This is a genomic window from Humiphilus diazotrophicus (assembly GCF_059726315.1).
This window is the reverse complement of record NZ_AP040870.1, coordinates 6,697,239-6,723,278: the sequence shown is the minus strand read 5'-3', so window position 1 is coordinate 6,723,278 and position 26,040 is coordinate 6,697,239. Positions and strand designations below refer to the sequence as shown.

Sequence of the window (26,040 nt, the reverse complement as noted above, 5' to 3'; positions counted from 1 at the left end):
GCGGTACTTACTTCACTTATTGCTGATTTGCAGAGACAGCGGGTTCGCTAATGTCTTCCGTGACATTGCGGCGCTTGGCAAACACAATCAGCAGGCCGCCGAAGACGACGGAGCCGATACTCGCCAGCTGGGCATTCGACATATGAAACAAAATCGGAGGATTGATGCGGATGATCTCCACCAGGAAGCGAGCAATTCCGGAGAGCACCAGATACTCTCCCGTCAGCTGTCCTAGAGGGCGCTTCTCTGCCCCTCTACGCCACAAGATCCAGCCGATCAGCAACCCGACCAGCAATTCATAAACAGGAGTGGGATGTACCCTCACGCCAGGATCGGTCGGAACCAGACCATTCGGGAAGCTCATTCCCCAGGGGAGATTGGTCGGAATGCCATAATCGCCGTCTCCCGAGGTCAGGCAGCCCAAACGCCCCATTCCGTAGCCGATAGCGGCAGCGGGAGCCGCAAAATCCAGCATCCTGAGGGCACCAACTTTATAAAGCTTGCCCTGATAGATGAGGGCCAGAATGCCGAAAACCAGTCCGCCAAACCAGGCAAAGCCGTCTCTGCTAAAGATTTCTGCCGCGGGATGAGCAATCAGTTCCCGGGGAGTCTCCACAACGTGCCACAATTTAGCACCGATGATGCCCGCCACAGTTGACACGGCGACGATTCCGACCGCATCGGCACTCACCTGCCAGCGGCGGAAATTTTTATGCAGCACCCAGCAGGCGCAAACAGCCGCAACCCAGAGCATTAGACCGAAGGTGGGCAGGCTAAAGGAACCGATTCTTATAAAGGGAAGCATGATTCTGTGACTTTGAGTATAGCCTTCTTTCCCCGGTTCCCGTATCGCGGGACTGTATGCGGCATCACCAACGGAAGTTCAAGCGATATTTAGATTTAGATCCACAAGGAAAACTCTAGTCGAGCATCGGCCCTTCAGGAGATACTTGGACATGCCTCCAACACAACAGAAGCTAGAATTACTGTATAGCCGCGAGCAAATCGCCGAACGCGTGACGGAAATGGGCGCTCAGATTACGCGTGACTTGGCGGGTGAAAGTGCCGTCTTGGTCGGAGTCCTTAAGGGCGCGGCACCGTTCCTGGCCGATCTTGCTCGGGCCATCGAAGCCGATTGTACTTTTGATTTTGTGGCCGTCTCCAGCTACGGCAAAGGGCAGCGCAGCAGTGGCGCCGTCAAGCTGATCAAGGATTTAGACCACCCCATCGAGGGCAAAAACATCATCGTGGTTGAGGATATTCTGGACACGGGTCTCACCCTGGGCTATCTGCGGAAGCTCTTCCTCCAGCATCATCCCAAGTCGCTCCGCATCGCCACGCTGCTGGACAAGCCTTCGCGCCGTATCGAGCCGATTGAGGCCGATTACGTCGGATTCAGCATTCCCAATCTCTTTGTCATCGGATATGGAATGGATTACGCGGAACGTTACCGCAATCTGGCCGATATCTGCGTGATGCCCCCAATTGAGGAATAACGCATTTTCATGATGAGGCTAACAGCAACCTGAAACATTGAAGGATTAGAATGTAGCCGGCCAGCACTCCAGGGACACGATTCCCCGTAAGGAGTGGAGAAGAGTGCAGCCGCACAGCGAGGAGTGGAGTAATCGATGAGTACTGTAAAGGTCACCGAGCCTGAGCTCGATGTCGATCATGGCGACTTTGATTCGGCGGCATTTTCCGCCAACGCACTAAGCAAATGGCAAAACCTGGCCGGACTTCTGGACCACACGCTTTTGAAGCCCGATGCTACCCGCGAGCAGGTCACCAAGCTCTGCCAGGAAGCGGCCGAATACCGTTTTGCCTGCGCAATGGTGAATCCCATCTGGGCTGGGCTGGCAGCCTCTGAGCTTGCCGGTACCGGCATTCCTGTTGGAGTCGTCGTTGGATTTCCGTTAGGTGCCTCCCTCCCCTCCACCAAAAGAGCAGAATCCGCAGCCCTGATTCGGATGGGCGTTCGCGAACTCGATATGGTCATCCAGATCGGCGAATTGAAGAGTGGACTCAATGTTCAGGTCGAACAGGACATCCGCTCGGTCGTCGATGTGGCTCATGACGCCGGAGCCATCGTGAAGGTAATCCTTGAGACCACGCTTCTCAATGTAGAAGAGAAGCTTCGCGGCTCTGAGATTGCCATCTGCGGCGGTGCCGACTTCCTGAAGACGAGCACAGGCTTTGCCAACGGCGGCGCAACCGCCGAAGATGTGGCACTGCTGCGTGGCGTCGCCGGAACTCGTTGTGGCGTAAAGGCCTCGGGCGGCATCCGCACCCTGGCCGATGCTCGCACCATGCTGGAAGCCGGTGCCAATCGCATCGGAGCCAGCGCCAGCGTAGCCATCGTTCGCGAACTCGGCGCCAAGTAAAGAAGGGCTCCCTCTCGATAGCCAAGAATAGGGTAGCTAGAGTAAAGAGTTGCGGTAATCGCACACAGACTTCAGAGCGAAGTAAGGCACGGATACCGCACTCCAAACTGTTGCTCCCCACCCTCACGGCCCAACAGCACGCCGAAGGAAGGGGACACCTTTCCCTTTTCCAATCAGCAACTTCCTATCCCGGGTATGCTACTTTCCCTGCAAATGACGCTTATAGGACTGCGGGTTGAAACCTCTTCTGCTCTAACTGATACTGGTTCAACAGCTTTTCGCCGCTGAGGTATCTCTTTCGTTACAACTTCGTTACTCTAGTTACTGGGGAATTTTTATAAATTTGGCACGGCGGATTCATGGTGGAAGAACAAGCTCAAACTCGACATACTGCTGAAGAGCACGCGTTCGAAGGCGACTATCGCCCCGCCACGACTGCGTCGCTCGACTCTCGGTCCGTCCGGGTCGATCCGATGGAAATCGGCTTCCTTATCCAGCTTGCCGATGCGCTCAATACCACACTCGACCTCAAGACTCTGCTCGTCCGCACCGCAGACCTGGTCCGGGCGGTCATCGACTATCGGATCTTTGCCATCCTGCTCATCAACGACCGAACCAACGATCTGCGTATGCGTTTCCAGATCGGACACCGGCCGGAGGTCGAGCGTATGCGCATCTCCATCGGCAAGGGAGTCGTCGGCCGTGTCGCCGAAACACGACAACCGTTGTTGATCAACGATGTCTCTCAATTCGAGAACTACATCAATGCGAATCCGAATGTCCGCTCCGAACTCGCCGTTCCGCTGATCGTGAAGAACCGGGTTATCGGGGTCATCGACATTCAATCCGAACAGCCCGAATACTTCCGGCCCGAGCACATGCATCTGCTCACCCTGACCGCATCGCGCATCGGACAGGCTATCGAGAATGCGCGCCTCTATACGCGAGTTGCCCGTCAGGCGCAGACGCTGGAGGTGCTCAACGAGATCAGCCGTGAACTAACCTCCATTCTGGAATTCGACCGCCTGCTGGAGCGTGTTGGCGAACTGCTGCATCGGCTGATCAACTATCAGATGTTCAGCATCCTTCTGCTCAATGAGCAGGAGCAGGTGATGGAGATCCGCTACTCGCAACGCTTCGAGCAGCCGGCTGTACCCCGCACGAAACTCCCGCTCGACGGGGGCCTTACCGGGGTCGCCATAAGGGAAAACCGGCTGATCAACATCGCCGACGTACGCCGCGATTCCCGTTACGTCATGGTGAATCCGGAGACGCGTTCGGAGATGGTGGTTCCGCTGGTCTACAAGAACAAGGTCATCGGCGTGCTCGATCTGGAACACACACGTGTCGGCTTCTTCAACGAGCAGCACGAGCGAACCGTAACGACTCTGGCTGCACAGATCGCTATCGCCATTGAGAACGCACGCCTCTATCAGCGCGTCGCGGCTGAGGAACAGAGGCTCGAACGCGACCTTCAGATGGCTCGCGAAGTCCAGCTGCGCCTGCTGCCTCCGAAAACGCCCAAGCATACCAACGCCCAGTTCGCCGCCCGTTTTCTGGCAGCAAGGACCATCGGAGGCGATCTCTACGACTTCCTCGCCTTTGAATCGGGCCGCACCGGAATCGCCTTGGGAGACGTCAGCGGCAAGGCTGCTCCAGCGGCTCTCTACGCAGCGCTGGTCAGCGGCCTGATCCGCTCCGCAGCAGCGCAAAAGCCTTCTCCGGCTGAAATGTTGGTGAATCTGAACGACGCTCTTCAAGAACGCCGCATGGATTCGCAATATGTGACGATGCTCTTCTCCGTCTGGAATGACGATAGCCAGACGCTACAGATCGCGAATGCCGGAGCCGTGCAACCGCTCTTCTGCCGTTCGGGAGAAGTTGAGGTGATCCACGCCGAGGGCTTCCCTCTGGGACTCTTCCCGTCCGCGAAGTATGAAGAGTTCAACATTTCGACACGTCCGGGAGACTCGATTGTCTTCTTCAGCGATGGCATTGTCGACGCTCAGAATCCACAAGGCGAGATGTTCGGCACGGACCGCCTGATCTCGGTCGTCAAAAAGAATCAGCGCAAATCGGCCGCCAATCTGGCCGATACCATCATTGCCGAGGTTTCGAAGTTCCAGGCCGGAGCCGAGCACTTCGACGACGAAACAGTCGTGGTATTGCGGGTAACAGGCTGCTGCGATCCAACGGAGTAAAGCAGCTGGTAAAGCGGGTGGCGTGGCTTCGCCACCAAGCTAAAAACCGGGTAGCGCGACTTCGTCGCCAAGCTAAATGTCGCAAGTGATAATCCCGACGCGTTCCTTTCTATCAAAATGGATTGATCTGCGGGTTTTCGTGGTCCTGCTTTTGCTATTGGAGCGAAGCGACGCTATCCGCTTTACCAGCTTGGTGGCGAAGCCACGCGACCCGCTTTTTAGCTGCGCGGTGTAGCCGCGCCATTTACCATATATTTCAATATCAAATCTGATGGAGTGACCTTGGCTAACACCGCTACTGAACGCACCATTGCGCCGGCACGGAATCTGCTCGGCAGCCTGCGCCTTCCCGGCGACAAAAGCATCTCTCACCGCTACGGAATGCTAGCGGCCTTTGCTGAGGGCACTTCGCGATTTACCAATTTCTCGACCGGAGCAGACTGCGCCAGCACACTCGGCTGCATGAAGGCTCTCGGAGCCCAGGTAAAACACAATGTTGCCGAAGCGTCAGTAGAGATCATCGGCAACGGCGGCAACTTCACCGTTCCGTCAACACCGCTCGATTGCGGCAACTCCGGTTCGACCATGCGTATGATGAGCGGATTGCTCTCCGGACAGAAGGGTACCTTTACGCTGATCGGCGATGAGTCGCTCTCGAAGCGTCCAATGGAGCGTATCCGCAAGCCTCTCTCGCAGATGGGCGCAAAGATCACCCTGACCGATGGCCATGCACCTCTGACCATCGAAGGCTCACAGCTTACGCCTATCGACTACACCACTCCGGTTCCCAGCGCCCAGGTGAAGACCTCCGTCCTGCTGGCCGGTCTGAATGCTGCCGGAACGACAACCGTTCGCGAAGCTGTCCGCACACGCGATCACGGCGAGCTGGCGTTGCGCGCCTTCGGAGCCGATGTCAACCGCACGGTTGATTCTGTTTCCATTGTCGGAGGAGCGAAGCTGCACGCAATCGATGCCATGGTTCCGGGCGATATGTCCTCTGCGGCATTCTTTCTCTGCGCGGCAGTGCTCTTCCCGGAGAGCAACCTCGTTCTCGACGGACTGGGAATGAATCCCACTCGCGCCACGCTGCTCGATGTGCTCACGGCTCTGGGTGCGCGCTTTAGCGTTCTCAACCTCGAAGAGAAGCATGGAGAGTTGGTTGGCACAGTCCAGGTCAACGCTCCACATAATGGACTGACAACGACCACCGTCTCCGGAGCCCTTGCGGCACAACTGATCGACGAGTTGCCGGTACTTGCCGCTATCGCTCCGTATTCTTCTGGAGGAATCCGCATTCGCGATGCTAAGGAGCTGCGCGTGAAGGAGTCAGACCGCATTGCACTGGTGGTGCAGAATCTGCGTGCCATGGGTGCAAAGGTGGAAGAGTTCGAAGATGGGCTCGACGTCCCGGGGAATCAGGAGCTGCACGGAACCGAGATAGACTCGGGCGGCGATCACCGCATTGCCATGGCCTTCTCGATTGCCGCTCTGCGCGCCAAGGGAGAATCGCTAATCAAGGGTGCCGACGCTGCGAACATCTCGTTCCCTGAGTTCTTCGACCTGCTAGACCAGATCGCAGAACGCTAAAGCTAGGAGCCACCCCACATGTACCGCCGGTCTCCAGGCCGGCTGTCGTGGAGGGTCTCCAGGCCCTCCACCAGGGGAAGCAGGAATTTCAAGAAGCCGTAAGAGTTACAGACATTGCCACATTTTCAATTTCCACGTGGCTTCGAATGTGTGGGCGAGGACGCCCACACGACAGCCGGCCTGGAGACCGGCGGTACCTTAACGCTATTTGACGAAGATATCCGGGGCCTGACCGGAGATATCGTTCAGCTTGACTCCGAGCAGGTGGGCAATTGCCGCAGCAACATTCACATTCGGAAATGGCTTTACTTCCTCACCCTTGCGAATATCGCTGCCTGAAGCGATAAAGATCTCCTGCATCAGCGGATTCTCCTTTGGATAGCCGTGAGCACCAGCCTCTTTGCCCTCCGTCACGAAGTCTCCGCTATCTCCTCCAACAAAGGCGTAATCATCAAGCCCGAAGATCAGCACATCGGGTCCTTGACCGGATTGGCTAGGCAGCGGATATCCTTCTTTCGCCGCTTCCTCTGCGGTCAAAACACTGCGAACGCCCGGCTTCCCGGTAAAGAGCGCTTTTACACCTACAACAGCTTCCGGCGTAGCATGATCGAGATAGACCATCGCCGAACCGCCCTCGGAAATACAGCTTCCCTGCACCTTCGCCTCCCGCAGCAATACATTCGGGTGCAGACGATGGTGATAGCTCTGCTGGCCATGATCGGAGACAATCAGAAAGGTCGTCCGTTCCAGATCCCCAGCTTCGCGAACGGCATTCATAATGTCCCGAACGCGATCATCGAGATAAGCAATCGTGTTCTTTCCCGAGTCGTTATCGTATCCGGTCTTGTGCTCTATTCCATCCAAAGCCAGCAGGTGTACGAGCAACAGATTCGGATGATGCTTCTTGATAATGTCCACTGCGGCATCGGTATAGAAATTATCCCGCCAGGCCTGCGATCCCTTGGAGAAGTTTTCAAGATCAAAGGCCTTGATCTTTCCCTCCTGCAACATCTCCTTTACAACGACACTCTGCGGATCGGGGCTTTCGGCAAAGCTCCAATTGATTGTCTGAGCCTTGTAGATAGCAACCCAATCGACTTCCGCAGTAGTGAGCCCGGCAGCCTGCGCCACATCATAAACAGTCGGAACAGCGACAAGTTTCGTCTTAAGCGCCTCGGCATCGACATGAATAGGCTTGCTGCTACGCTCGTCAACGATAAGTCCATTCACCAGGACATGATGGCGCGAAGCATCTACGCCCGTAACCATCGCCGTATGATTCGGCCAGGTAACGGTAGGATTGATCGGCTGCATCGAGGTATAAACACCGCTCTGCATTAAGCTGCGAAGAGTAGGTGCAGGCAGATACGGATCACGCAAGCTCTCATGCCCAAAGGCATCGAGGCTGATCACAACCACCATCGGCTTTTTTCGATCGACGGATTCTGTATGTCCGGAAGAGGCAAAGCAAAAGAAGGAAGAGAGAATGACAACAGAAACAACTCTACGAAGAATTTTCATTTGAAAATTAGTCCCGGAAGAAAGATAACACCATCTGCACAGTTTTGAAGCTGTTGTAAGTAACCCGGAGATAACAACACAAAGAGAAGCAGAGAGTCCGTACACCTTCGCGGACTCTCTGCCCTTGTCTAGAAGAGCAGCTTAGCGCCAAACTGCATCTGCCGTGGGCTATTGGCCTGCGAGGTAATCTGACCAAAGCTGCTGGAGCTTACATTCGTGTTCGGGGAGCTGAATTGCACGTGGTTAAAGATGTTGAAGCTTTCGGCACGGAACTGGATCGATCCGCGTTCGAAGGGATGAAACTCCTTGAACAAGGAAAGGTCCGTAGAATTCAATCCCGGAGAGAGCAAGTTCGAGAGATATGCTGGAGCATTTCCCAGTGTGAACGATGCTGGTTGAGAGAAGGCCGAGGTATTGAAGTAGCGGGTCAGGCGCTTGTGGATGTCACCAGAAAGTGCCGGATCGCTACCATTGTAGTTTGCATAGGCTGACGGATTTCCCAATCCCGAAACATTCGAAGCCGTAATCTGTAACGGATTTCCGGACTGGATCGTGGTAATGCCATTCACTTGCCAGCCACCGGCCAGCATATCCCAACCACGGGACATGTTCGCTCCAAAGGCACGTCCACGCCCAACGGGTAACTGATAAAGATATCCGGCAACAAAACGATGCGGAGTATGCTGCGAGGCTACAGCGAAATCGGCCATCGGTCTGTAGCTGTCCTGGTGCGATGTGCCATTGTCATAGGTCTTGGCCCAGACATAGGAAGCATTGATCTGGAAGCCGCTCCGGAAACGCTTGTCATAACGGACCTGCAACGCATCGTACTTAGTCTGCCCGCCAGTCAGGAAAAGAGGTTGCACACTGGTGAACTGCGGAAAGGGCTTAAGCAGTTGCGCACGAGAGACCTTCGCTGCGGAAAGCGCCCCACGAGTGATGACTCCATAGAATGGATTCGCCACCAGATCATTCAGCTTCGAGCCATAACTCAAGGCCGAAACCGGAAGCTGATCGAAATCAATGCCGCCCTCACGGCTCTGCTGTAACTTCAGTCCGCGATTTCCTGCATAACCGATATGCAGAGAGGCATCTCCCGGAAGTGTATGTTCCATATTCAGCGCATACTGCTCGCTGTAAGGAACAACGGTATTGGGAAGAACTCCCTGAATCTGTCCGCCTACTCCCGTGGCCAAGCCAAGAGAAGAACCGGCTGCAGCCTGCAGGCCGCTGGGGTAAGGATTATCCAGGGTGTTGTAAGGAGTGATCCCGTCCAACGATGTCACCATGTCGTTCTGAACGCGGAAGCCATAGGGACCGACGGTTCCGGCTGCAGCCTGTGGCGATGGAGCAAAGACGATTCCGTAAGCAGCATGAAAGACCGTCTTCTCACTTGCCGAATAGGCTACACCGATACGAGGAGCAATGTTATTGGCGTCATAGTCGAACTGGTGGCGGTCGTGTCCATTGACTCCGACAAAGACTAGCCCACCATGAAGGTCTGTAATTCCAGACGCGGCAGCCAAGGGGGATGCAGCCGTAGTATTGAGCGAGTTCATGCGGTTATAACGCTCGGTTCTTGGAGTATCGAGATCGTAGCGCACACCAAGATTCAAGGTAAGCTTCGGAGTCACGCGCCAGTCGTCCTGCGCATAGATGCCGAAGTAATAACTCTGTGTCGCCGCATCCTTAAAGGCCTGAATCACATCTCCCGAACTGGGAGTGCCCAGCAGGAGCGAAGCAATCGCATTTCCTGCCGCCGTGCTGGCTGAGCTGGGATTCGGTCCCTGCGTGAAATCTGCCTTGAAGGAAAAGTTACCGGAGGTGTCGCGCGTTTCACGGTCATTGACGCGAATCATGCGGCTATCGACACCGAACTTGAAGGTGTGGCTTCCACGAATCCAGGTAAGGCTTTGCAGCAGACTGTAGGTCATGAAGGCATTGTGGCGGTTGTCGCCATTGCCCAACTGCACATAGTTGCTGGCCGAGATTACCGGAAAGACCGGCAGACCGCCGCCATTGTTCAGGAGAGCCGGTAAACCAAGGTCGCTGGCATTAAAACCGAGTCCGGCATTCAGATAGTCATAAAGAGTACGCGAGAAGCCCACACGAACGTCATAAAGCAGCGAGGCCGTGGGAGCGAGCGTATAGCCCAGAACAAAGTTCCGCATCCAGTTACGTTGCTCGATACGCCCTTCGGCCTTCGCCAGTTCCTTCGGGAAGAGCGGTTGCGGGTTGTCATCGTAAAAGCGGTCGGAGTAGCGTCCGAAGACCGATTGCGTTGGCGAGATCTTGTGGTCTACACGAACATCCCAACTGTCGATGCGGATATCTTCCGTCGAAGTTGCGAAATAGTTGTTTGCGCCTGTTAGCGGATTTCCCGCAACATTCGCACGGGGAAAGTAATTCAGGATCTTTTGCGCCGCTGTACTCTGCATGCCCTTGGGAATCGCATTGTCCTGGAACTGATCGCGAATGTAGCCGGAGCCATTCGGATTCGCACGCGTGGAAAAAGGGTTATAGATCTTCACCAGCTGACCCGAGGCATTGAAGGTCTTGGAAAAGTCTCCTGCCCGCTGATCGTCGGTGGGAACAGTCGTGGTCGTCGAGATGAAGCTGTTCGACCGCAACAACTCCGACGAAAGAAGAAAGAATGTCGAGTCCCGGCGAATCGGACCTGACAGATTGCCGCCAAACTGATTCCGTTGGAAGGAAGGCAGAGGCTTCTTATTGCGATTCGAGAAGAAATCATTCGCATCGAGAGCCGAGTTGCGGGCAAACTCGAAGAGCGTTCCATGAAAGGTGTTCGCTCCATTCTTAAACGCAACGTTGAGAACGCCACCCTGGCTGCGTCCATATTCGGCGGGATAGTTCTGCCCCATGATTCGATATTCATTAATGGCATCGACCGACGGAAAGACGCCAACGCCTGAATTACCATTCACCGTGGGGAAGCCGCCCGGAATGCCGTCAACCAGAACATCCGTGTATCCCTGGCGGGTGCCGTTGATCGAGTACCCAACCGAGTTGTAGTTGTTCCCAATCGATCCGGCAAAGCCCGGCGTGAGAGCCAGCAGCGAATAAGTATTGCGCGAGTTCAGAGGAAGGTTGCGCATCGCGTCGCCATTCACGACGGCAGAGATGGTCGAGCTGCTGAGTTGGATCTGGGTGGTATCGGCCTCGACCTGTACCGTCTCGGCTGCACCACCCGCATGCAGAGTGATATCGAGTACAGTGCTCTGGCCGACATCGAGCTTGATTCCGGTCTGAACATAACGGGAGAAGCCCGTAGCTTCCACCTCTAGACGATAGCTGGCTGCACCGAGATTCAACAGCACATACTCACCGGATTCATTGCTCGTGGCAGCTGTAGACAAGTTTGTATCTGCGTTGGTGGCAACCACACGAGCACCGGAAATGATCGCTCCCGTCTGATCGCGAACAACTCCGGTTACACGAGCATTCACAGCCTGCGCCCGTGCACTCATCTGGCCAATCGTTCCAAGCAACACCATAATCAGGAAGAGATATCGGATTCGTGACATTCCTGTTCCATCCTTTTCGTTCCGCAACCATCCCCGTTTTGTCGCAAACGGAATAGCCGCGCTACTGACTAGAACCGTATCCCCGCCGTTGTCGCCAGTTGCCGCCTTTTACAGTCAAAGCGAGATCGAGATCCTATATCTTCTTGTCTGAGAATCATTTGCCCGATCTTCACAGATAGAACCTGTAACTGCTACAGAAGTGAAATTCATCGGGCATTCATCATTTAACCGTTCGAAATGCTTAGAACTATAGTGTTATGGCCGTCGAGATCCCTACGCCGACTGATACCGGCAAACCGCTTAAGGAACAAGATCCTCGCTGGCTGCTGGCCAAGCGCATTGCGCGCTCTTCTGTTCTGTCACGCTCGGAGCGGCTGCCGAGATTGTTGCTATACATCTGTCGCATGTATCTGGCGCAGAGAAGCGACGAATTAAATGAGCAGAAGATTGGTGTCGCCGTCTTTCGTCGCAGTCCAAATTACGATCCCGCAACCGATAGCATCGTCCGCTCACATGCCACACGGCTGCGTCAACGTCTTGAACTGTACTTCAGCACTGAGGGCGCAAAAGAGCCGTTACTCCTGGAGATTCCACGCGGAGGATACCTGCCGCATTTCTACGCTGCCTCACAGCCGTCTTCTGAGGTAGAACATCCGGCAACAACAATCCCTCCGGGAGAACCTGAACCCGCAGCGACAGAAGATCCTGCTCCCGTGCCGTCTTCCCATCAGGAGGCAGCAAAGAAACCTTGGCTGCTTCCCTTTGCTACGGGGCTACTCTTTGCCCTGCTCCTGGCCATGGCAATCTGGCACCTGCATCAGGATGCGTTGCTGCGCAGTGGAAAGGACGAACCACAAAACACGCAAACCGCCGTTGAACGAAGATTCTGGGAGAGCCTCTTTCCCAACAACCGGCGCACGCTGCTTGTAACCGGCGATAGTGGACTCGTACTCTACGAGACCTATACCCGGAATGAAGTTTCGCTGCCACAGTACCTCAACGGATCGTATCTTCAGAATTCCGGCTCTGCCTCCGCCGTCAAAGTCAGTCCTGAAATCCTGCAGAATCTCGGAGGACGGCGTTATACCTCAATCATCGATCTACAACTGATTACGAAGCTTTCGCATTTACCACAGTGGAATAACAATAGCGATGAGGTGATCTTCGCCAGGGACCTGCGCTCGGATCAGGTGGAGAAGTCTAATTTGATCCTGGTGGGATCGAGACAGGCGAATCCCTGGGTGGGGCTCTATGAGCCTGCAATGAATTTTCCATTGCGTAGGGATAACGAAGGGAAGTTCTACTTCCTCAATCGTAATCCCGAACCTGGAGAAAAGCATATCTACTCGCCTTCGGCGGACGATGAAGGCAGTGGTGCTACAGCGGTCTATGGATTAGCAGCATATCTGCCCACAGCCGGAGGACAAGGAAAGATCCTAATTCTGAGCGGGCTTTGGATGTCAGGAACCGAGTCGGCGGGAAACTTTGTTTTCAACGATCAGCAATTCTCGGCATTCCTCTCCAACATCGCCAGAAAAGACGGATCGATTCCCTCCTTCGAGCTATTGATCCGCACAAAAGTCTTCGGTGGAAATGCCGTAGCTCCGGTCGTAATCGCCAAGCGAGTCTACGGAAAGTAGCTGTATAAGGTACCGCCGGGGACCCCGGTTCGGAGACCGACGATACCATCCGGTGCATCCGCCGTAGCTTGATAGAATGCGCGGTGATGGCACGAACAACAACCAACAAAGGCCGATGAAGACTACTTCTATGGTGCTGTACATCCCCACTTAGGCGAAGTTAGCATTCGAAACCGCAGACGCTTGCGTGAGACATGAAGAAAAAGGGTAAAGCATCTCTCATGTAACGCCGGTCTCCGAACCGGGGTCCCCGGCACGCGCGATTTTCGCGTGTTGGGGTGGAGAACCGGCTGTGGTGGCGGGTTCTAGCCGCCACCTCCCTGCGCTGATTTCTTCATCGTTTGCTGCTTGCAAATGGCCATTACTGTTCCTGGCGCCGGGTTAGCTCAACCCAAAAATCCCGCCGCCTCGTATAGTCGCGGTATGAAATCCTCCACAAATCTTGAATAAGAGGATTATGCTTCGTTCCGCCCCTGCCGGGGCGGATAAAGTGAATGGGATTACTAACCCCGCGTTCCGCTACGCTCCACACGGGGCTATTTTCGTGCGCTCCCTCCGGGAGGATATTGCTCTGTTACCGGGCTGTAATGCTTCACACCTAATTGGCAACTCCACATGCCCGTTACCTTTGTGGCTATTGTCCAGGGCGTCTTCACCCACACATGGCAATATATGTGACTTTACGGCTGCTTATTGAAACGCCTGCTTTCCTCGGTGGAGGGCCTGGAGTCCGGCGGTACCTTATATGTGGTCTACGAAAAAAGGCCCGGACTGAGCCGGGCCATCAAACACAACAATTCAAGGAACTACGAAAGGTACTACTTTACTTACTGCTGCCAACCGCCACCTAAGGTGTTATACAGCTGGACAAGGGCAAGTAACTCGTTCTGGCGAGCTGTTGCTAACGTCAGCTCTGCCGAAAGGCGATTAGTTTCATTCGTCAGGACTTCCAGATACGAAGATTGCCCACCCTCATAACGAAGCTGAGACAAACGTGCCGCGTCCTTTGCAGCAGCAGCTAACTGCTCCTGCTGCAACCGATACTCGTGATACTTCCCATAGGCCACCAGCGAATTCGAAACATCGCGGAAGGCATTCGCAATCGTCTGCTGATAGGTAAGCACCATCTGCCGCTCTTGCGATTCTGCCAGCTTCACATTGTTCTTAGTCCTGCCCATGTTGAAGATCGGAACCGACAACGAAGGACCATAATTCCAAGCCGAATTAGGTCCGTCGAAGAGTCGCGAAAGTGCATTCGACTCTGTCGAAGCCGACCCCGTCAATGAAATCTGCGGAAAGTAGGCCGCTCGGGCAACACCGATCTCAGCATTTGCCGCTATCATGTTCTGCTCGGCTTCCTGGATATCCGGACGGCGCTCCAACAACTGCGATGGAATACCAACCGGCACCGTGGGCAGATAGGCTTGCTTATCGATAGCCACGCCACGAGGGATCGAGTGAGGATTATCCCCCAGCAGCGTTGCCAGCGAGTTCTCCTCTTGCTCAATCTGACGTTCGAGATCCGGTATCTGCGCCTGCGTGGTAAAGACCAGCTGCTCAGCCTGACGAACATCGAGCATCGTCGTCGAGCCACCGGACTCAAGCTTCTGAGTCAACTTCAAGGACTGCTTGCGCGACTCCAGGGTATCTTTGGCAATCTGTAACTGAAGGTCGAGCGTACGCAGCTGGAAGTATCCGCTAGCCACGTTCATTACTACGGTGTTCAGCACCGCCCGCTGTGCCCACTCGCTTGAAAGCAAGGAAGCACGCGCGGCTTCTGTAGCCCGGCTGTACTTGCCCCAGAAGTCCAGGTTCCACGCGGCAGAGAGTCCCAGCTTGCCGCTGTTGACCATCCGTTCCGAACCATAGACTGCCTTGGAATAACGCTGGCTGGTAATCGATGCTGTTCCATCGAGCTCCGGATACTGATCGGCACGCGTAACACCCAACTGCGCTTGAGCCTGCACGATCCGCTCCGCCGCAAGACGGACGTCATAGTTCTGCTTAACGGCCTTGCGAATCAGCTCCTGGAGCTGAGGATCACCGAAGACATCCCACCACTTCTGGTCGCCGAGCGAAACTGTAGATGCAGCTTTCGTTGCGGCATCGCCGGTATCCGCCGCCTTTGCCTCGACGTTCTCCGCTCCGCGAAAAGCAGGTGGAGCTGGAACGGCAGGACGCTTATAGTTAGGACCCACCCGGCAGGCCGAGATTCCCAAACTAATTACCAGAGCCGTCGCAATACGGAGGTTTCTATTCTTTAACTGTTCGATCATTCTGCACCTCCTGAAACTACAAGCTCGGTCGAAGATTCTTTGTGTTGCTTCTTGAAACGGTGAGCAAAGCGTTCCACCAGGACGAAGAGGACAGGAATTACGAAGATCTCAATCAACGATGCAGCTAACATGCCACCGATACAGACAGTTCCCATCGTTCGCCGCGCCTGAGCACCCGATCCAGTTGCAATCCACAAAGGCACACAACCCAGGATGAAGGCAAAGGCCGTCATCAGAATCGGACGCAATCTCAAACGAGCGCCTACAAGTGCTGCTTCTACCAGCGGAGTTCCCTTATCGAAACGCGCTTTAGCGAACTCGACGATGAGAATGGCATTCTTCGCAGCCAGACCGATAAGCATGACCAAGCCGATCTGTGCGTAGGTATTGTTCTCCAGATTGCGCGCCCATAGAGCGATGAATGCACCCATGATGGCAATTGGAGTTCCCAACAGAACGCTCAGAGGCAAAGACCAGCTCTCGTATTGTGCGGCAAGAATCAGGAAGACGAAGAGCAGCGAGAAGGCAAAGGTCATTGCTGCCGACGTACCCTTAGCCGCTTCCTTTTCCTGATAAGACATGCCCATGTAGTCGAAGCCCATGTCGGAGGGCATCGTCTGATGGTAGACATCTTCGAGTGCATCCATCACCTGCCCCGAACTATAACCGGGAGCGCCGGTAATCATGATCTGCGCCGCACGATACTCGTTGTAACGCAGTGTAAATTCCGGCCCGGTAATGGTCTTGATGTTAGTCAAAGCGCTAAGTGGCACACGATTGCCCGCAGCATTCTGAACATAGAAGTTGCCGATGTTATTTATGTTTGTGCGGGAATCCCCTTCTGCTTCCACATAGGTTTGCCACTGACGGCCGAAACGGTTGAAGTAGTTCACCAGGTATCCGCCCATGAAGGTCTGCATCGTCTGATTGACATCCGACAGGCTGACCCCCTGTTGCATAACCTTTGCCCGATCGACATCGACATAGATCTGCGGAACATGTGGTAAGGCGGTACTGATCGCCATCGCAATTTCAGGACGGCGTCGAACCGCACCGATGAACTTATCGAGATTGCTGGCGAGGTACTCCCCATCGCCACTACCCGAACGATCCTCCAGGATGAACGTCACACCTCCCGAAGTACCAACACCGGGAATGGCCGGAGGAGCAAACGAGAAGGCTAAACCATTTCGCACACCGCCTAGACGTTGTGCCAAAGCTCTCTTGATAGTGTCGAACTGCTCATCCTTACCCTTGCGCTGATCCCAATCCTTTAGAGTGACAAAGAAGAAGGAGTTATAAGAGGTTTGGGTAGCAGTAATCAGGTTGAAGCCTACAGCCGAGTTCACATTTTCAACCCCGGGAACACTCATCAGTGCCTTCTCGACCTGACGCGCTGCTTCGGAGGTCCGCTGCAAGGACGAGGCCTCGGGAAGCTGCAGGCTGACCATCATGTATCCCTGATCTTCTTCCGGCAGGAAGGAGCTTGGTAGCCGTTTCCCAACGCCAAAGGCCACTACACCGGCAACTACCAGAAACACAATGGCAATTACAGATTTGCGAATCAGCACGGAAGAGGCACTGATATAACCTTCCGCGCTCTTGGTAAAGAGCCGGTTGAAGCCGTGAAAGAAATGCGCCAGAGGGCTGTTGGAGCTTTGCTTTCTCCGTAACAGTAATGCGCACAATGCAGGACTAAGCGTCAGCGCGTTGAAGGCGGAGATCAAAACCGAGATGGCGATGGTAATTGCAAATTGCTGGTACAGTCTGCCCGTAATGCCGGAGACAAAGGCAGTCGGAATAAAGACGGCAGCCAGAATCAGGGCCGTAGCGATAACCGGTCCCGAGACCTCTTCCATCGCCTGATAGGAAGCCTCGCGAGCCGTCATACCTTCATCCATGTGATGCTCGACAGCTTCGACCACCACGATGGCATCGTCGACGACCAAGCCAATTGCCAGCACCAAGCCGAAGAGCGACAGCGTATTAATACTGAAGCCCAGTGCCGGGAAGATGGCAAAGGTACCGATCAACGAAACAGGCACAGCCAGCAACGGAATTAATGTTGCCCGCCAGCCTTGGAGGAAGATATAGACGACGATGATGACCAGCACGAGAGCGATGATAAGAGTTTCGACGATCTCGTGAATGCCGGCGTTTACGGCCTTAGTCGTATCCAACGCGACTACATAGCTCAAATCCGAAGGAAACCGGCTCGATAGCTTCGTCATCTCTGCGCGGGCATTCTTAACGGCCTGCACAGCATTCGAACCAGGCAATTGGTAGAGAGCAATCAGTGCAGAGGGCTGACCATTACTACGGCTTACGATGCTATAGGTCTGAGCCCCAAGCTCAATGCGCGCCACATCCTTAAGGCGCACAATCGCTCCATCCGGGCTGGCACGAAGAACAATGTTTCCAAAGTCTTCTTCGGTAACAAGCCGGCCTTGCGTACGAACGGTGTAGGTGTACTCCTGACCATTCGGAACAGGATCTCCGCCGATCTGTCCGGCAGGATTTACCGTGTTCTGGGTCTGGATTGCGGCAGTAATCTGTGGAACGGTAATCCCGAGCTTGGCCAACTGTTCGGGCTTTACCCAAACACGCATTGCGTACTGACCGGCGCCAAGAATCTGTACACGCCCAATTCCTTCTACACGGGAAAGCTGATCGACTAAGTTAATGTACGCATAGTTAGCCAGGAAGGTGCTGTCATAAGTACCCTTTGGCGAAGTAAGCGAGATGAGCATCAGCGGTGAAGAGAGAGCCTTCTGCACCGTCACACCGGCATTGGTCACCTGAGCAGGTAACTGTGCCTGTGCCTGAGAAACTCGCAACTGAGTGAGAATCTGGTCGGTATTCGGTTCCGTTCCTACTTTAAAGTTGACCGTTAAACTCGTATTCCCGGTATTCGAGTTCGTGGAGTACATGTAGTTCATGTAATCCACGCCGCTCATCTGCTGCTCAATAGGAGTCGCTACCGATTGTTCGAGCGTAGTTGCATCGGCACCGGCATAAGAGGCCCTCACCTGAATTTCCGGAGGAACGATATCCGGATACTGTGCCGTCGGCAGGCTAAGCAACGAAACCACGCCGACAATCACCATAACAATGGAGATCACCATAGCCACAATGGGCCGGCGAATAAAGAACTTCGACATGGTTACTTATTCCCTTCCTTAGTGGCGGCGTCGGCCACAGGATTGACCGGCATTCCGTCACGAACCTTGCCGTTGCCCTCGGTGATAACCTTCTCTCCCGGATTCAATCCACTCTCGATGATCCACTCCTGCCCGACCTGCTTGCCGGCAGTAACCTTGCGAATCTGAACCATGTTGTTCGGACCAAGAACGGCAATCTGATGCTGCCCTTGCAGGTCCAGCACAGCACGTTGCGGAACAATCACTGCGTTTTGCTTGGTGCCCGTCAAGGCACTGACATGCGCGAACTGTCCAGGACGCAGGAGGTTTCCGGGATTGGCAAAGGATGCGGCAATCTTAATTGTGCCCGTCTGGTTATCGACCTGACGATCCACAAAGATGATCGTGCCCTTGAGGGGATATTTCTCTCCATTCGAGAGAGTCAATTCGAGCGGGATCTTGCTACCGCTGCGTAGCAGGTCGCTTGCACCCTTCTCTTTTGCCGATTGATTCATTGCAAGGTATTCCTGCTCACTGATGGAGAAGTAAGCCTTGATAGGATTCACTTGAGAAACGGTGGTTAGAACGGTCGACGTGTTTACCAGGTTGCCGATCTGAGTTACGGCAACTCCGGCCACGCCATCGACTAGAGAGCGAACCTTCGTCCAGCCGAGATTCAGGCGGGCACTATCGACGGCAGCCTGATCGGTCTTTACCAGGGCTTCATACTGGGCAACCTGCTGCGTATCGTTATCCAACTGGCTCTTGGCGAGCGCATGAGCTTCTACAAGAGGAGTATCGCGCTTTACATTAATCTGGCTGAGCATCAGCTGAGCTTTGGCTTGTCCGAGCTGGCCGATGGCCTGATCGAGCGTTGCCTGGAAAGGCCGGGGATCGATCTCGTATAAGACCTGTCCCTTCTTAACTTCCTGACCTTCACGGTAGTTCTGCCGGATGAGGTATCCGGAAACCTGAGGCTGGATCTGAGCATTTACGTAACCGTCAAGATTACCAATCCAGTCTCCATAGATTGGGACGTCCCGCTGCTCGGCAGTTACGACGCCAACCTGCAGAGGAGGCATCTTTGCCGAAGAAGCATGATTCTGCTTACATCCCGAAGTCAGGGCAAGAACCCCGGCCAGGGAAAAAAACGCAAGAGTGGTGCATAGTCCCGCCGATACGGGAGTCCGTCGCGAAACGCTATTCATATTTACCTTTCGAGCCTTAAAGAAAAATCAATCAGTAATTCAGTCAGTGTTAAAGTCCGATATTTGTCTATTAGCCAGAACCAAGTGCCGGATCTGCCGAAACATTTTGTTCCGGAGAGACCGTTGCCACCCACTCTTTGTCACACTCTTTGGCGTTTCTCAGAATGGAGCATCCTCGGTTGTGTTTACTTACACGATCTACCATCTCTGGATTTCTATTTCTGATTCAGTCCATCAAAGCCGCCGAGCACGAACCGATACACCTGCTCGACGATCCTGTCTATTTGTTCATCGCTGAAGGTTAGTTCGGGCGCCATCCGACGCGAGAAGTCTTTGCCAAGCGTCCAATGAATCAAAATCCCGATGACAATCTGAGCGGCTATTTCAACCTTCTCGGAAGATGCCTCCGGGCCGAGAAGATCGCGAACAATCGAAACGAGCATGACGTGACTGGGCCGAATCAGCTCAACAAGCAGGTCGGGAACCAGTGAGGTTCGACTCTGCTCGAACATTTCCCTAGTGATGATGACGTGCTGCCAGGGACGGTCCTCATGTGAGGTGTCCCGCATCATCACTTCGACATAGCCGCGCAGACGATCTTTCGGAGCACCGGAACTGCAGTTCCGCGCCAGCTTTTCGTACATCTCTGTCATGCCATAGGTCAGCACCTCGCGATAAAGAGTGCTCTTATCGCCGAAGTGATAGTTGATAGCACTAACATTTACGCCTGCGCTTTCGGTGATCTGCCTCACCGTAGCGGTCTCATAGCCCACCTCGGCAAAGATCTTGCCAGCGGCATCGATGATCTTTCGGCGGGTTTCGTCGCTTTTCACAGACAGTGCCATATATGAGGTTTGGTCAATTTCCTTTCAGTGTCTCGATTTCAAACACTTGTATGAAATTGTTGTTTCAAACAGATGTTTGATTTTCAGAGTACGTCAGAAGATTCAAAAATAGAAGGAAATTTGGAGAATTATTCGACTTTGGCCGGACCGTATTGAAATGCAGGTGGCGGTTTCCGACCGCCACCTGCCTGCGCCGATTCCTTCTTCCTCGCTTGCTGCTTGCAAATGTTGAGACTGCAAAAGAAATGCCCGGCCAAAGCCGGGCATTTCTGTATTTCTCGCCTTCCCTAGTTACTACTGCGGTTGAGTCGGAGGTGGCGGATTTTGCTGCTGACGCTGCTGCTGCAACTGCTCCTGCTGAGCGGGCAGCGTAGGCTCAGGCTGATTTGCCGGAGCGGCCTGCAAACCAGGAATCTTAGGAGCCTGAGAAACCTTGCCGGATACCGCATCACCGAGGCTAATGCCGTAGTGATCGAAGGTATTCGCCAGGATCTGGAACATGGCAGCGCGATCCTTTGCATATGCTGCCTCAGCCGAAATCACATTGTTCTCAGCCGTGGCCAGATTACGCTGTTGCTGCAGAACATTCGCTGTGGTCGAGGCACCAAGCCGATACTTCTTCCGCTCGGATTCTAGACTCTGAGACGCATATTCACGAGCTGCCTGAGCAGCCTTCACCTGAGCACGATCATTGGTCAACGCAAACTGCTGGTTAAGCACAAGCATGCGAATCTGCGTATAGACCTGCTGTAACCGCATCTGCGACTGGCGATACTCAAGCAACGCACGAGATTGCAGCGCTTGAGCCGGACGATTTCGCAATGGGATGTTGATATTCAGGCCGACAGCTTTATCCGGGTTGCTGTTATTGAAGGTGTTCTCCAAAACCGACCCGTATCCAATGGCAGGAACCGTTCCTGGAGGGCAAGGGGTTGTACTCAAGATACTGGTCCGGCAATAAGGACTCTGAGCACCACCCAACGCTGAACCGCTGTAGGAAGCATAGAGATCGACTGTTGGCAACAAACCATTCTTTACAGCCTTCAGCGTAATCTCATTATTCTTGAGGTTGAGAATGCTCTGCTCAACGTCAGGACGGTTCTCGTAAGCCTTCTGCACTAACTCATCGACAGGAGTCTTCTCTTCGGAGGTTTCCTCCAGGCTAATACGATCAGTAGGAATCACCGGAGCCTGAGTCAGAGCAACATCGTTCAGGTTGCGGGCAATAGCCTGCTTCATCAGCAATTGCTGATACTCCAAATTTGTCTGCGAGGATGTCAACGCATTCTGATCGCTAGCAACCTGGCTATCCGAGTTAACCACATCAAGAGGAGCTAGGGTTCCAATCTCCAACTGCTTACGATTGTCAGCTGCGAGCTGCTTCGACTGTTCGAGGGCTCGTTCTTTCGACTGCACATCCTCATAACCACTTACCAGAGCCCAGTAGATATTCTCGATCTGGTTCACCGTGTAGAGGACCTGCTGACGGAAAGATGCATCTGCAATTCTGCGATCATTAATAGCCTGAACGATGAATCGTCCATTGACGGAAGTCCCGAAACCTTGCAACAAGTGCTGCGTTAACTGAACCTTAATGGATGAGTTCAGATAAGGACTATATAGGTTCAAAACCTGATTATTCGTCGTACGGCTGTTATTGAATGAAACGTCCGCTCTTGTACCAGTCAGAAATCCCTGGCTATAACCAAAATTATAGGTGTCAGTATTCTGGCTCATGGAATACGAACCGGTATAAAAGTTCGTAGTCTGCGGAGTACGGGCACGCTCCAATTGCAGACTCCCGGTTAATACAGGGTCCAGATTTTCCGGCGCAGGTCCTTGACCATTTGTCGAAAGAGTAAGTCCGGAAGCACCGGATGCCGCGCCACCCGAACCACCCGAGGTTCCACCCGGTCCGCCACCTGAGGTAAGTGTCTGACTGGCACCGCCAAGAGTATTGGTAATCAAACCAGTACTTACACCGAATAATGAGCTTCCGGCCTTGGCTCGCAAAATGTCTGTGTCTGCGATATCCAGGTAATAGCGGGCAATGGCGATATCGAAGTTATTCTCAAGACCGATGGCAATGGCATCGTTCAAGCTCAGATAGATCTTCCCGTTCTTGATCAGATCACCCATGCGAGGTGAATTCATAAAATTCACCTTATCCACAGAGGTCGCCTGCCAGGGGCTAAGAGGTTGCTTGCTATAAAAGTTCCGCGGCTTACTGAAATCCCGCAAACTTTGCCTCATATAGAGCGGGCTTGTGTAGTTCGGATTCGGGGCCGAGGGTAAATCCTTCACCGCTGCCGGTGGTGTCGTCTGCTGCGCTATGGCTGGTCCAGGCATCCCTGCCACAAGCATCAATGCAGCCGCGGCTGCGGCCTTTAATTTCTTCATGGAATCTGTTCGACTGCCGTTAGTCACACACTGCCTCGTCTTTCCTACCGGTTTACGCGAAAAAACCATTCGCCCTCTCCATCTGTTATGGGCATGGAATGCCAATTCACAGACGCTCCAGGAGCATCATTCGACTCGAAAAATTTACGTAAACGACCTTATTACAAGAATCTGTGAATGGGCGGTTCCCATACTTCGGAAAAATTCACCACCCAATTCCTGCCTCGCTTACATGTTCTTTTCATACGCAATATGGCTGAGCCTGGTTCCACAAAAATCGCATCAGCGCATCATTGCAAAGACACATCTGCAAGAAGGTTGAGTATATCGCAACAGGGCGGTTGGCTAAGAATCGGACATACCAGGCATCGCTATATCCCCAACTTCGCAAAAAATTGCGAAATTCTTTGAGTAGACTTAAACGAAGAAGTGTGATGAACGAAAATCCCGAGTCCAACCTTTCCGCCCATGCCAGACAATGGAAGCTGGTGCTGTGCTATGACGGCACCGACTTCAAAGGTTGGCAGGTGCAGCCTGACCTCATCACCATCCAAGGCGAGCTGCAGCAGGCTATCGAGCGAATCACCGGCGAGCGGATCTTGCCGCAAGGCTCGGGCCGAACCGATGCCGGGGTTCACGCCCTCGGTCAAGTGGCATCCTTCCCGTTAACGGCTCCGATTCCTCCATCGAATTTTTTACGAGCCCTGAACCGGACATTGCCCGCGACAATCCGCATCCTCTCGGCGGAGGTAATGCCAGACGGCTTCCATGCCCGGCACAGCGCCTGTGGCAAAAAATACGAGTACCGCATCTTTCGCGGAGAAATCTGCCCACCCTTCCTCTCCCGGTATGTCTACTCCTTGAATTGGCCGTTGGACTTTGCCGCGATGCAGGATGCGGCAGCAAAGGTTGTCGGCGAGCATGACTTTACCTCCTTTGCCGCCAGCGATCCGGACCTCACCCAGCGTCAGCAGGACGAGCCCATCAGCAATATCCGGACGGTCTTCGCATCGCAATGGGTCAAGGAAGGCGATCTCTTTATTTATCGCGTCCACGGCACGGGCTTCCTGCACCACATGGTTCGCAATCTGGTAGGGACCTTCCTCGCCGTGGGGAGAGGGCAATTCGCTCCGGACGATATTCCCGGAATCCTGAACGCAAAATGCCGGACCCAAGCCGGTCCAACAGCCCCGGCGCGAGGATTATTTCTGGTCTCAGTCGATTACCAACCTTAATGTGCTCCTTTAAGTTAGGGCCAGAGTAACCGCAAGGGATACCCATTCGGAGGTGGAGCGGAATCAGGGTAGATGTATCCGCAAGCCATAGAGGACTGCGCAGCTTTCCCGTCGAGAAAGCTGTACTTAACCCTTGCCGGATCGAACGCAGTAACCCTGATTCCGCTCTAGAAGAAGCACCCGGAATCGGTATAGTCTCAAGGGAGCAATGTCGAAAGAATCCGCCAATCCAGCTCATGCACTCATCAGCCGTCTAGCGTCGCAGCGCAGCGTTCACGAGGCCTTTCGCTGGTTGCACCTGAATGAGAAACAGATCATGCAGTGGCAGGCGGATATGGTGGCCATCCCGGCGCCTCCCTTTGGAGAAAAGGAGCGGGCCAAGTGGGTGGTCGAATGCTTCCGTTCCATCGGCCTCAGCCAGATTACGACCGACAGTCTCGACAACGTGCTGGCCATCTATCCCTCTGCGGCAAAGGCAGCAGTAACGGAGGCAGTACGGCCTTGCGTCCTTCTCTCGGCACATATCGATACGGTCTTTCCGGCGAGCACCCCGATCAATCCGAAATTAAAGGGACATCGCCTCGAAGCTCCCGGAGCCTGCGACAATGCCGCCGGAGTGGTTGCTCTCTTTGCCCTGGCCTCGGCCCTGCTGCATGTAGGCTACGAAGTCCCTGCCGATCTGATCTTTGTTGCAAATGTAGGAGAAGAAGGCGAAGGCGACCTTCGCGGCATACGCCACATTTATGAATCGCCACTCAAAGATCGGATTGTAGCTAACGTTGTTCTCGATGGAGCCGGACACGAGACGGTCGTAACCCATGCTCTGGGGAGCCGTCGGTTCCTGGTCCAGGTCAACGGCCCGGGAGGCCATTCCTTCACCGATGCCGGGACGCCGAACCCCATCGCAGCACTCAGCGCCGCCATTGCCAGTCTTTATAAGGTTCCCCTGCCCGAGGAACCGCGAACGACAATTAATGCCGGAACCATTGAAGGCGGGACCTCGGTCAACGCCATTCCGGAACAGGTCTCGGCACGAATCGACCTCCGTTCTACAGATGCTGAACAGCTCGTCCGTCTTGAAGTTGAGCTGTTTCGCGCAGTAGAAGACGCTGTACTTGAAGCCAACAAGCTCGCTCCCCGCAAATCGCGAGGCAAGCTGACATTCAACATAGAGAAGATAGGTGACCGCCCGGCAGCGAGATTAGCCTCCGATTCGACAATTATGGAAGCCCTGCGCGCAGTCGACCGTCACATGGATATCAAAACCGGCACCAGGGTAGGCTCAACCGACGCCAACATCCCGCTATCGAAGGGAATTATGTCTCTGAGTATGGGAGCCGGAGGCGACGGCGGCGGAGCCCACACCCGCGCCGAATGGTACAGCGGAGTAAATCGAGAAACAGGCCTTCGCCGCATCTTACTGCTCGTCTTGGCGATGTTAGAGCACGCATCAAAACTTCCCTAACAGTACCTTGTACCGCCGGACTCCAGGCCGGCTGTCGTGGAGGGTCTCCAGGCCCTCCACCTGGGAAGATTGGTATTAATACGCAATTTCCTTCCAACGCTGCATCCCCTGTGTGGGCGAGGACGCCCACACCTAGAGTTTCTACATTTTCTTAGTCGATGACAGCCGAAAATCGTGTACAAAATCAGAATCTTAGAGGCGAATTGGCTTTTGCTGTGTGTCAGGGCTGGCCTTTAGGCCTGCCGAAAACAGTCTTCTTTGAAAAAGGAGACATTTTCGGTAACACATGTGACGGGAAAAACAAAAGCATTGAACCTATACCAGTGTGCGCGTTTGGGTCACTGCTTCCAAGTCGAGGATACTCTCAAACTGAACCTTGCAACTATTCGGCCTTCTCAATTCCACGCTGCATCTGTTACCGAGAATGTCTGTCAAACTCCTCAAAATTGCGGCGGATGGACTGAAGTCCATCCCTGACACAATGCCACGACTCAAGTTGAGCCACACGTCTTAACTCTAGGTGTGGGCGAGGACGCCCACACGGCAGCCGGCGGGGACACCGGCGGTACAAAACCATACCCAGCCGAATAACT

15 protein-coding genes are annotated in these 26,040 nt (G+C 54.1%); 7 read left to right on the top strand and 8 right to left on the bottom strand.

Annotated features, from left to right (window positions below; all coding sequences use genetic code 11):
* Nucleotides 1–16: 16 nt before the first annotated feature.
* Nucleotides 17–805, bottom strand: a complete 789-nt coding sequence (locus AC6I7T_RS27095; RefSeq protein WP_497790930.1) for a prolipoprotein diacylglyceryl transferase — start codon at nucleotides 803–805, stop codon at nucleotides 17–19.
* Between the two features lie 151 nt (nucleotides 806–956).
* Between AC6I7T_RS27095 and hpt the strand changes: the two genes are divergently transcribed.
* The 4 genes from hpt to aroA all read left to right on the top strand — a co-directional run bounded on the left by hpt (nucleotide 957) and on the right by aroA (nucleotide 6,172).
* Nucleotides 957–1,496: a hypoxanthine phosphoribosyltransferase gene (hpt, locus tag AC6I7T_RS27090; RefSeq protein ID WP_497790929.1), complete on the top strand. Its 540-nt coding sequence runs from the start codon at nucleotides 957–959 to the stop codon at nucleotides 1,494–1,496.
* 135 nt (nucleotides 1,497–1,631) lie between these two features.
* The gene (gene deoC, locus AC6I7T_RS27085) at nucleotides 1,632–2,384 is read left to right on the top strand and encodes a deoxyribose-phosphate aldolase (protein ID WP_497790928.1); all 753 of its coding nucleotides are present in this window, start codon (nucleotides 1,632–1,634) and stop codon (nucleotides 2,382–2,384) included.
* 359 nt (nucleotides 2,385–2,743) lie between these two features.
* Nucleotides 2,744–4,585, top strand: coding sequence for a SpoIIE family protein phosphatase (locus tag AC6I7T_RS27080; protein WP_497790927.1), 1,842 nt, complete (start codon nucleotides 2,744–2,746; stop codon nucleotides 4,583–4,585).
* Between the two features lie 282 nt (nucleotides 4,586–4,867).
* Entirely contained in the window at nucleotides 4,868–6,172 is a 1,305-nt protein-coding gene (aroA, locus tag AC6I7T_RS27075) for a 3-phosphoshikimate 1-carboxyvinyltransferase (protein ID WP_497790926.1), read from the top strand.
* 204 nt (nucleotides 6,173–6,376) lie between these two features.
* Here the strand turns inward: aroA and AC6I7T_RS27070 are convergent, their stop codons facing one another.
* Together AC6I7T_RS27070 and AC6I7T_RS27065 are read right to left on the bottom strand one after the other, a co-directional pair.
* Nucleotides 6,377–7,693, bottom strand: a complete 1,317-nt coding sequence (locus AC6I7T_RS27070) for an alkaline phosphatase family protein (protein ID WP_497790925.1) — start codon at nucleotides 7,691–7,693, stop codon at nucleotides 6,377–6,379.
* Between the two features lie 128 nt (nucleotides 7,694–7,821).
* On the bottom strand, nucleotides 7,822–11,238 hold the full coding sequence (locus AC6I7T_RS27065; RefSeq protein WP_497790924.1) for a TonB-dependent receptor: 3,417 nt from the start codon (nucleotides 11,236–11,238) through the stop codon (nucleotides 7,822–7,824).
* Between the two features lie 257 nt (nucleotides 11,239–11,495).
* On the opposite strand from AC6I7T_RS27065, the gene AC6I7T_RS27060 reads away from it, so the two are divergent.
* Nucleotides 11,496–12,878 carry a hypothetical protein gene (locus AC6I7T_RS27060; RefSeq protein ID WP_497790923.1) on the top strand — a complete coding sequence of 461 codons (1,383 nt, stop codon included), beginning with the start codon at nucleotides 11,496–11,498 and terminating at the stop codon, nucleotides 12,876–12,878.
* Nucleotides 12,879–13,705: 827 nt separating this feature from the next.
* Here AC6I7T_RS27060 and AC6I7T_RS27055 read toward each other — a convergent pair.
* The 5 genes from AC6I7T_RS27055 to AC6I7T_RS27035 all read right to left on the bottom strand — a co-directional run bounded on the left by AC6I7T_RS27055 (nucleotide 13,706) and on the right by AC6I7T_RS27035 (nucleotide 22,816).
* Entirely contained in the window at nucleotides 13,706–15,154 is a 1,449-nt protein-coding gene (locus AC6I7T_RS27055) for an efflux transporter outer membrane subunit (protein ID WP_497790922.1), read from the bottom strand.
* Complete coding sequence (locus AC6I7T_RS27050) at nucleotides 15,151–18,315, bottom strand: efflux RND transporter permease subunit (RefSeq protein ID WP_497790921.1); 3,165 nt, start codon at nucleotides 18,313–18,315, stop codon at nucleotides 15,151–15,153. Before AC6I7T_RS27050 ends, AC6I7T_RS27055 begins: the two co-directional genes overlap by 4 nt.
* A gap of 2 nt (nucleotides 18,316–18,317) precedes the next feature.
* Nucleotides 18,318–19,502, bottom strand: coding sequence for an efflux RND transporter periplasmic adaptor subunit (locus AC6I7T_RS27045; RefSeq protein WP_497790920.1), 1,185 nt, complete (start codon nucleotides 19,500–19,502; stop codon nucleotides 18,318–18,320).
* A gap of 215 nt (nucleotides 19,503–19,717) precedes the next feature.
* The gene (locus tag AC6I7T_RS27040) at nucleotides 19,718–20,335 is read right to left on the bottom strand and encodes a TetR/AcrR family transcriptional regulator (RefSeq protein WP_497790919.1); all 618 of its coding nucleotides are present in this window, start codon (nucleotides 20,333–20,335) and stop codon (nucleotides 19,718–19,720) included.
* A 306-nt stretch (nucleotides 20,336–20,641) separates the two neighbouring features.
* The gene (locus AC6I7T_RS27035; RefSeq protein WP_497790918.1) at nucleotides 20,642–22,816 is read right to left on the bottom strand and encodes a TolC family protein; all 2,175 of its coding nucleotides are present in this window, start codon (nucleotides 22,814–22,816) and stop codon (nucleotides 20,642–20,644) included.
* Nucleotides 22,817–23,181: 365 nt separating this feature from the next.
* On the opposite strand from AC6I7T_RS27035, the gene truA reads away from it, so the two are divergent.
* Nucleotides 23,182–23,982: a tRNA pseudouridine(38-40) synthase TruA gene (truA, locus tag AC6I7T_RS27030; protein WP_497790917.1), complete on the top strand. Its 801-nt coding sequence runs from the start codon at nucleotides 23,182–23,184 to the stop codon at nucleotides 23,980–23,982.
* Nucleotides 23,983–24,190: 208 nt separating this feature from the next.
* The gene (locus tag AC6I7T_RS27025; RefSeq protein WP_497790916.1) at nucleotides 24,191–25,447 is read left to right on the top strand and encodes a M20/M25/M40 family metallo-hydrolase; all 1,257 of its coding nucleotides are present in this window, start codon (nucleotides 24,191–24,193) and stop codon (nucleotides 25,445–25,447) included.
* Nucleotides 25,448–26,040: the final 593 nt, after the last annotated feature.

Coding starts and splice junctions, on each gene's coding strand:
- AC6I7T_RS27045 (WP_497790920.1), bottom strand. CDS start 19,502: ATGAATAGCGTTTCGCGACGGACTCCCGTATCGGCGGGACTATGCACC.
- AC6I7T_RS27035 (WP_497790918.1), bottom strand. CDS start 22,816: ATGGTTTTTTCGCGTAAACCGGTAGGAAAGACGAGGCAGTGTGTGACT.
- hpt (WP_497790929.1), top strand. CDS start 957: ATGCCTCCAACACAACAGAAGCTAGAATTACTGTATAGCCGCGAGCAA.
- AC6I7T_RS27025 (WP_497790916.1), top strand. CDS start 24,191: ATGTCGAAAGAATCCGCCAATCCAGCTCATGCACTCATCAGCCGTCTA.
- AC6I7T_RS27080 (WP_497790927.1), top strand. CDS start 2,744: ATGGTGGAAGAACAAGCTCAAACTCGACATACTGCTGAAGAGCACGCG.
- AC6I7T_RS27065 (WP_497790924.1), bottom strand. CDS start 11,238: ATGTCACGAATCCGATATCTCTTCCTGATTATGGTGTTGCTTGGAACG.
- AC6I7T_RS27050 (WP_497790921.1), bottom strand. CDS start 18,315: ATGTCGAAGTTCTTTATTCGCCGGCCCATTGTGGCTATGGTGATCTCC.
- deoC (WP_497790928.1), top strand. CDS start 1,632: ATGAGTACTGTAAAGGTCACCGAGCCTGAGCTCGATGTCGATCATGGC.
- AC6I7T_RS27070 (WP_497790925.1), bottom strand. CDS start 7,693: ATGAAAATTCTTCGTAGAGTTGTTTCTGTTGTCATTCTCTCTTCCTTC.
- AC6I7T_RS27055 (WP_497790922.1), bottom strand. CDS start 15,154: ATGATCGAACAGTTAAAGAATAGAAACCTCCGTATTGCGACGGCTCTG.
- AC6I7T_RS27060 (WP_497790923.1), top strand. CDS start 11,496: ATGGCCGTCGAGATCCCTACGCCGACTGATACCGGCAAACCGCTTAAG.
- truA (WP_497790917.1), top strand. CDS start 23,182: ATGAACGAAAATCCCGAGTCCAACCTTTCCGCCCATGCCAGACAATGG.
- AC6I7T_RS27095 (WP_497790930.1), bottom strand. CDS start 805: ATGCTTCCCTTTATAAGAATCGGTTCCTTTAGCCTGCCCACCTTCGGT.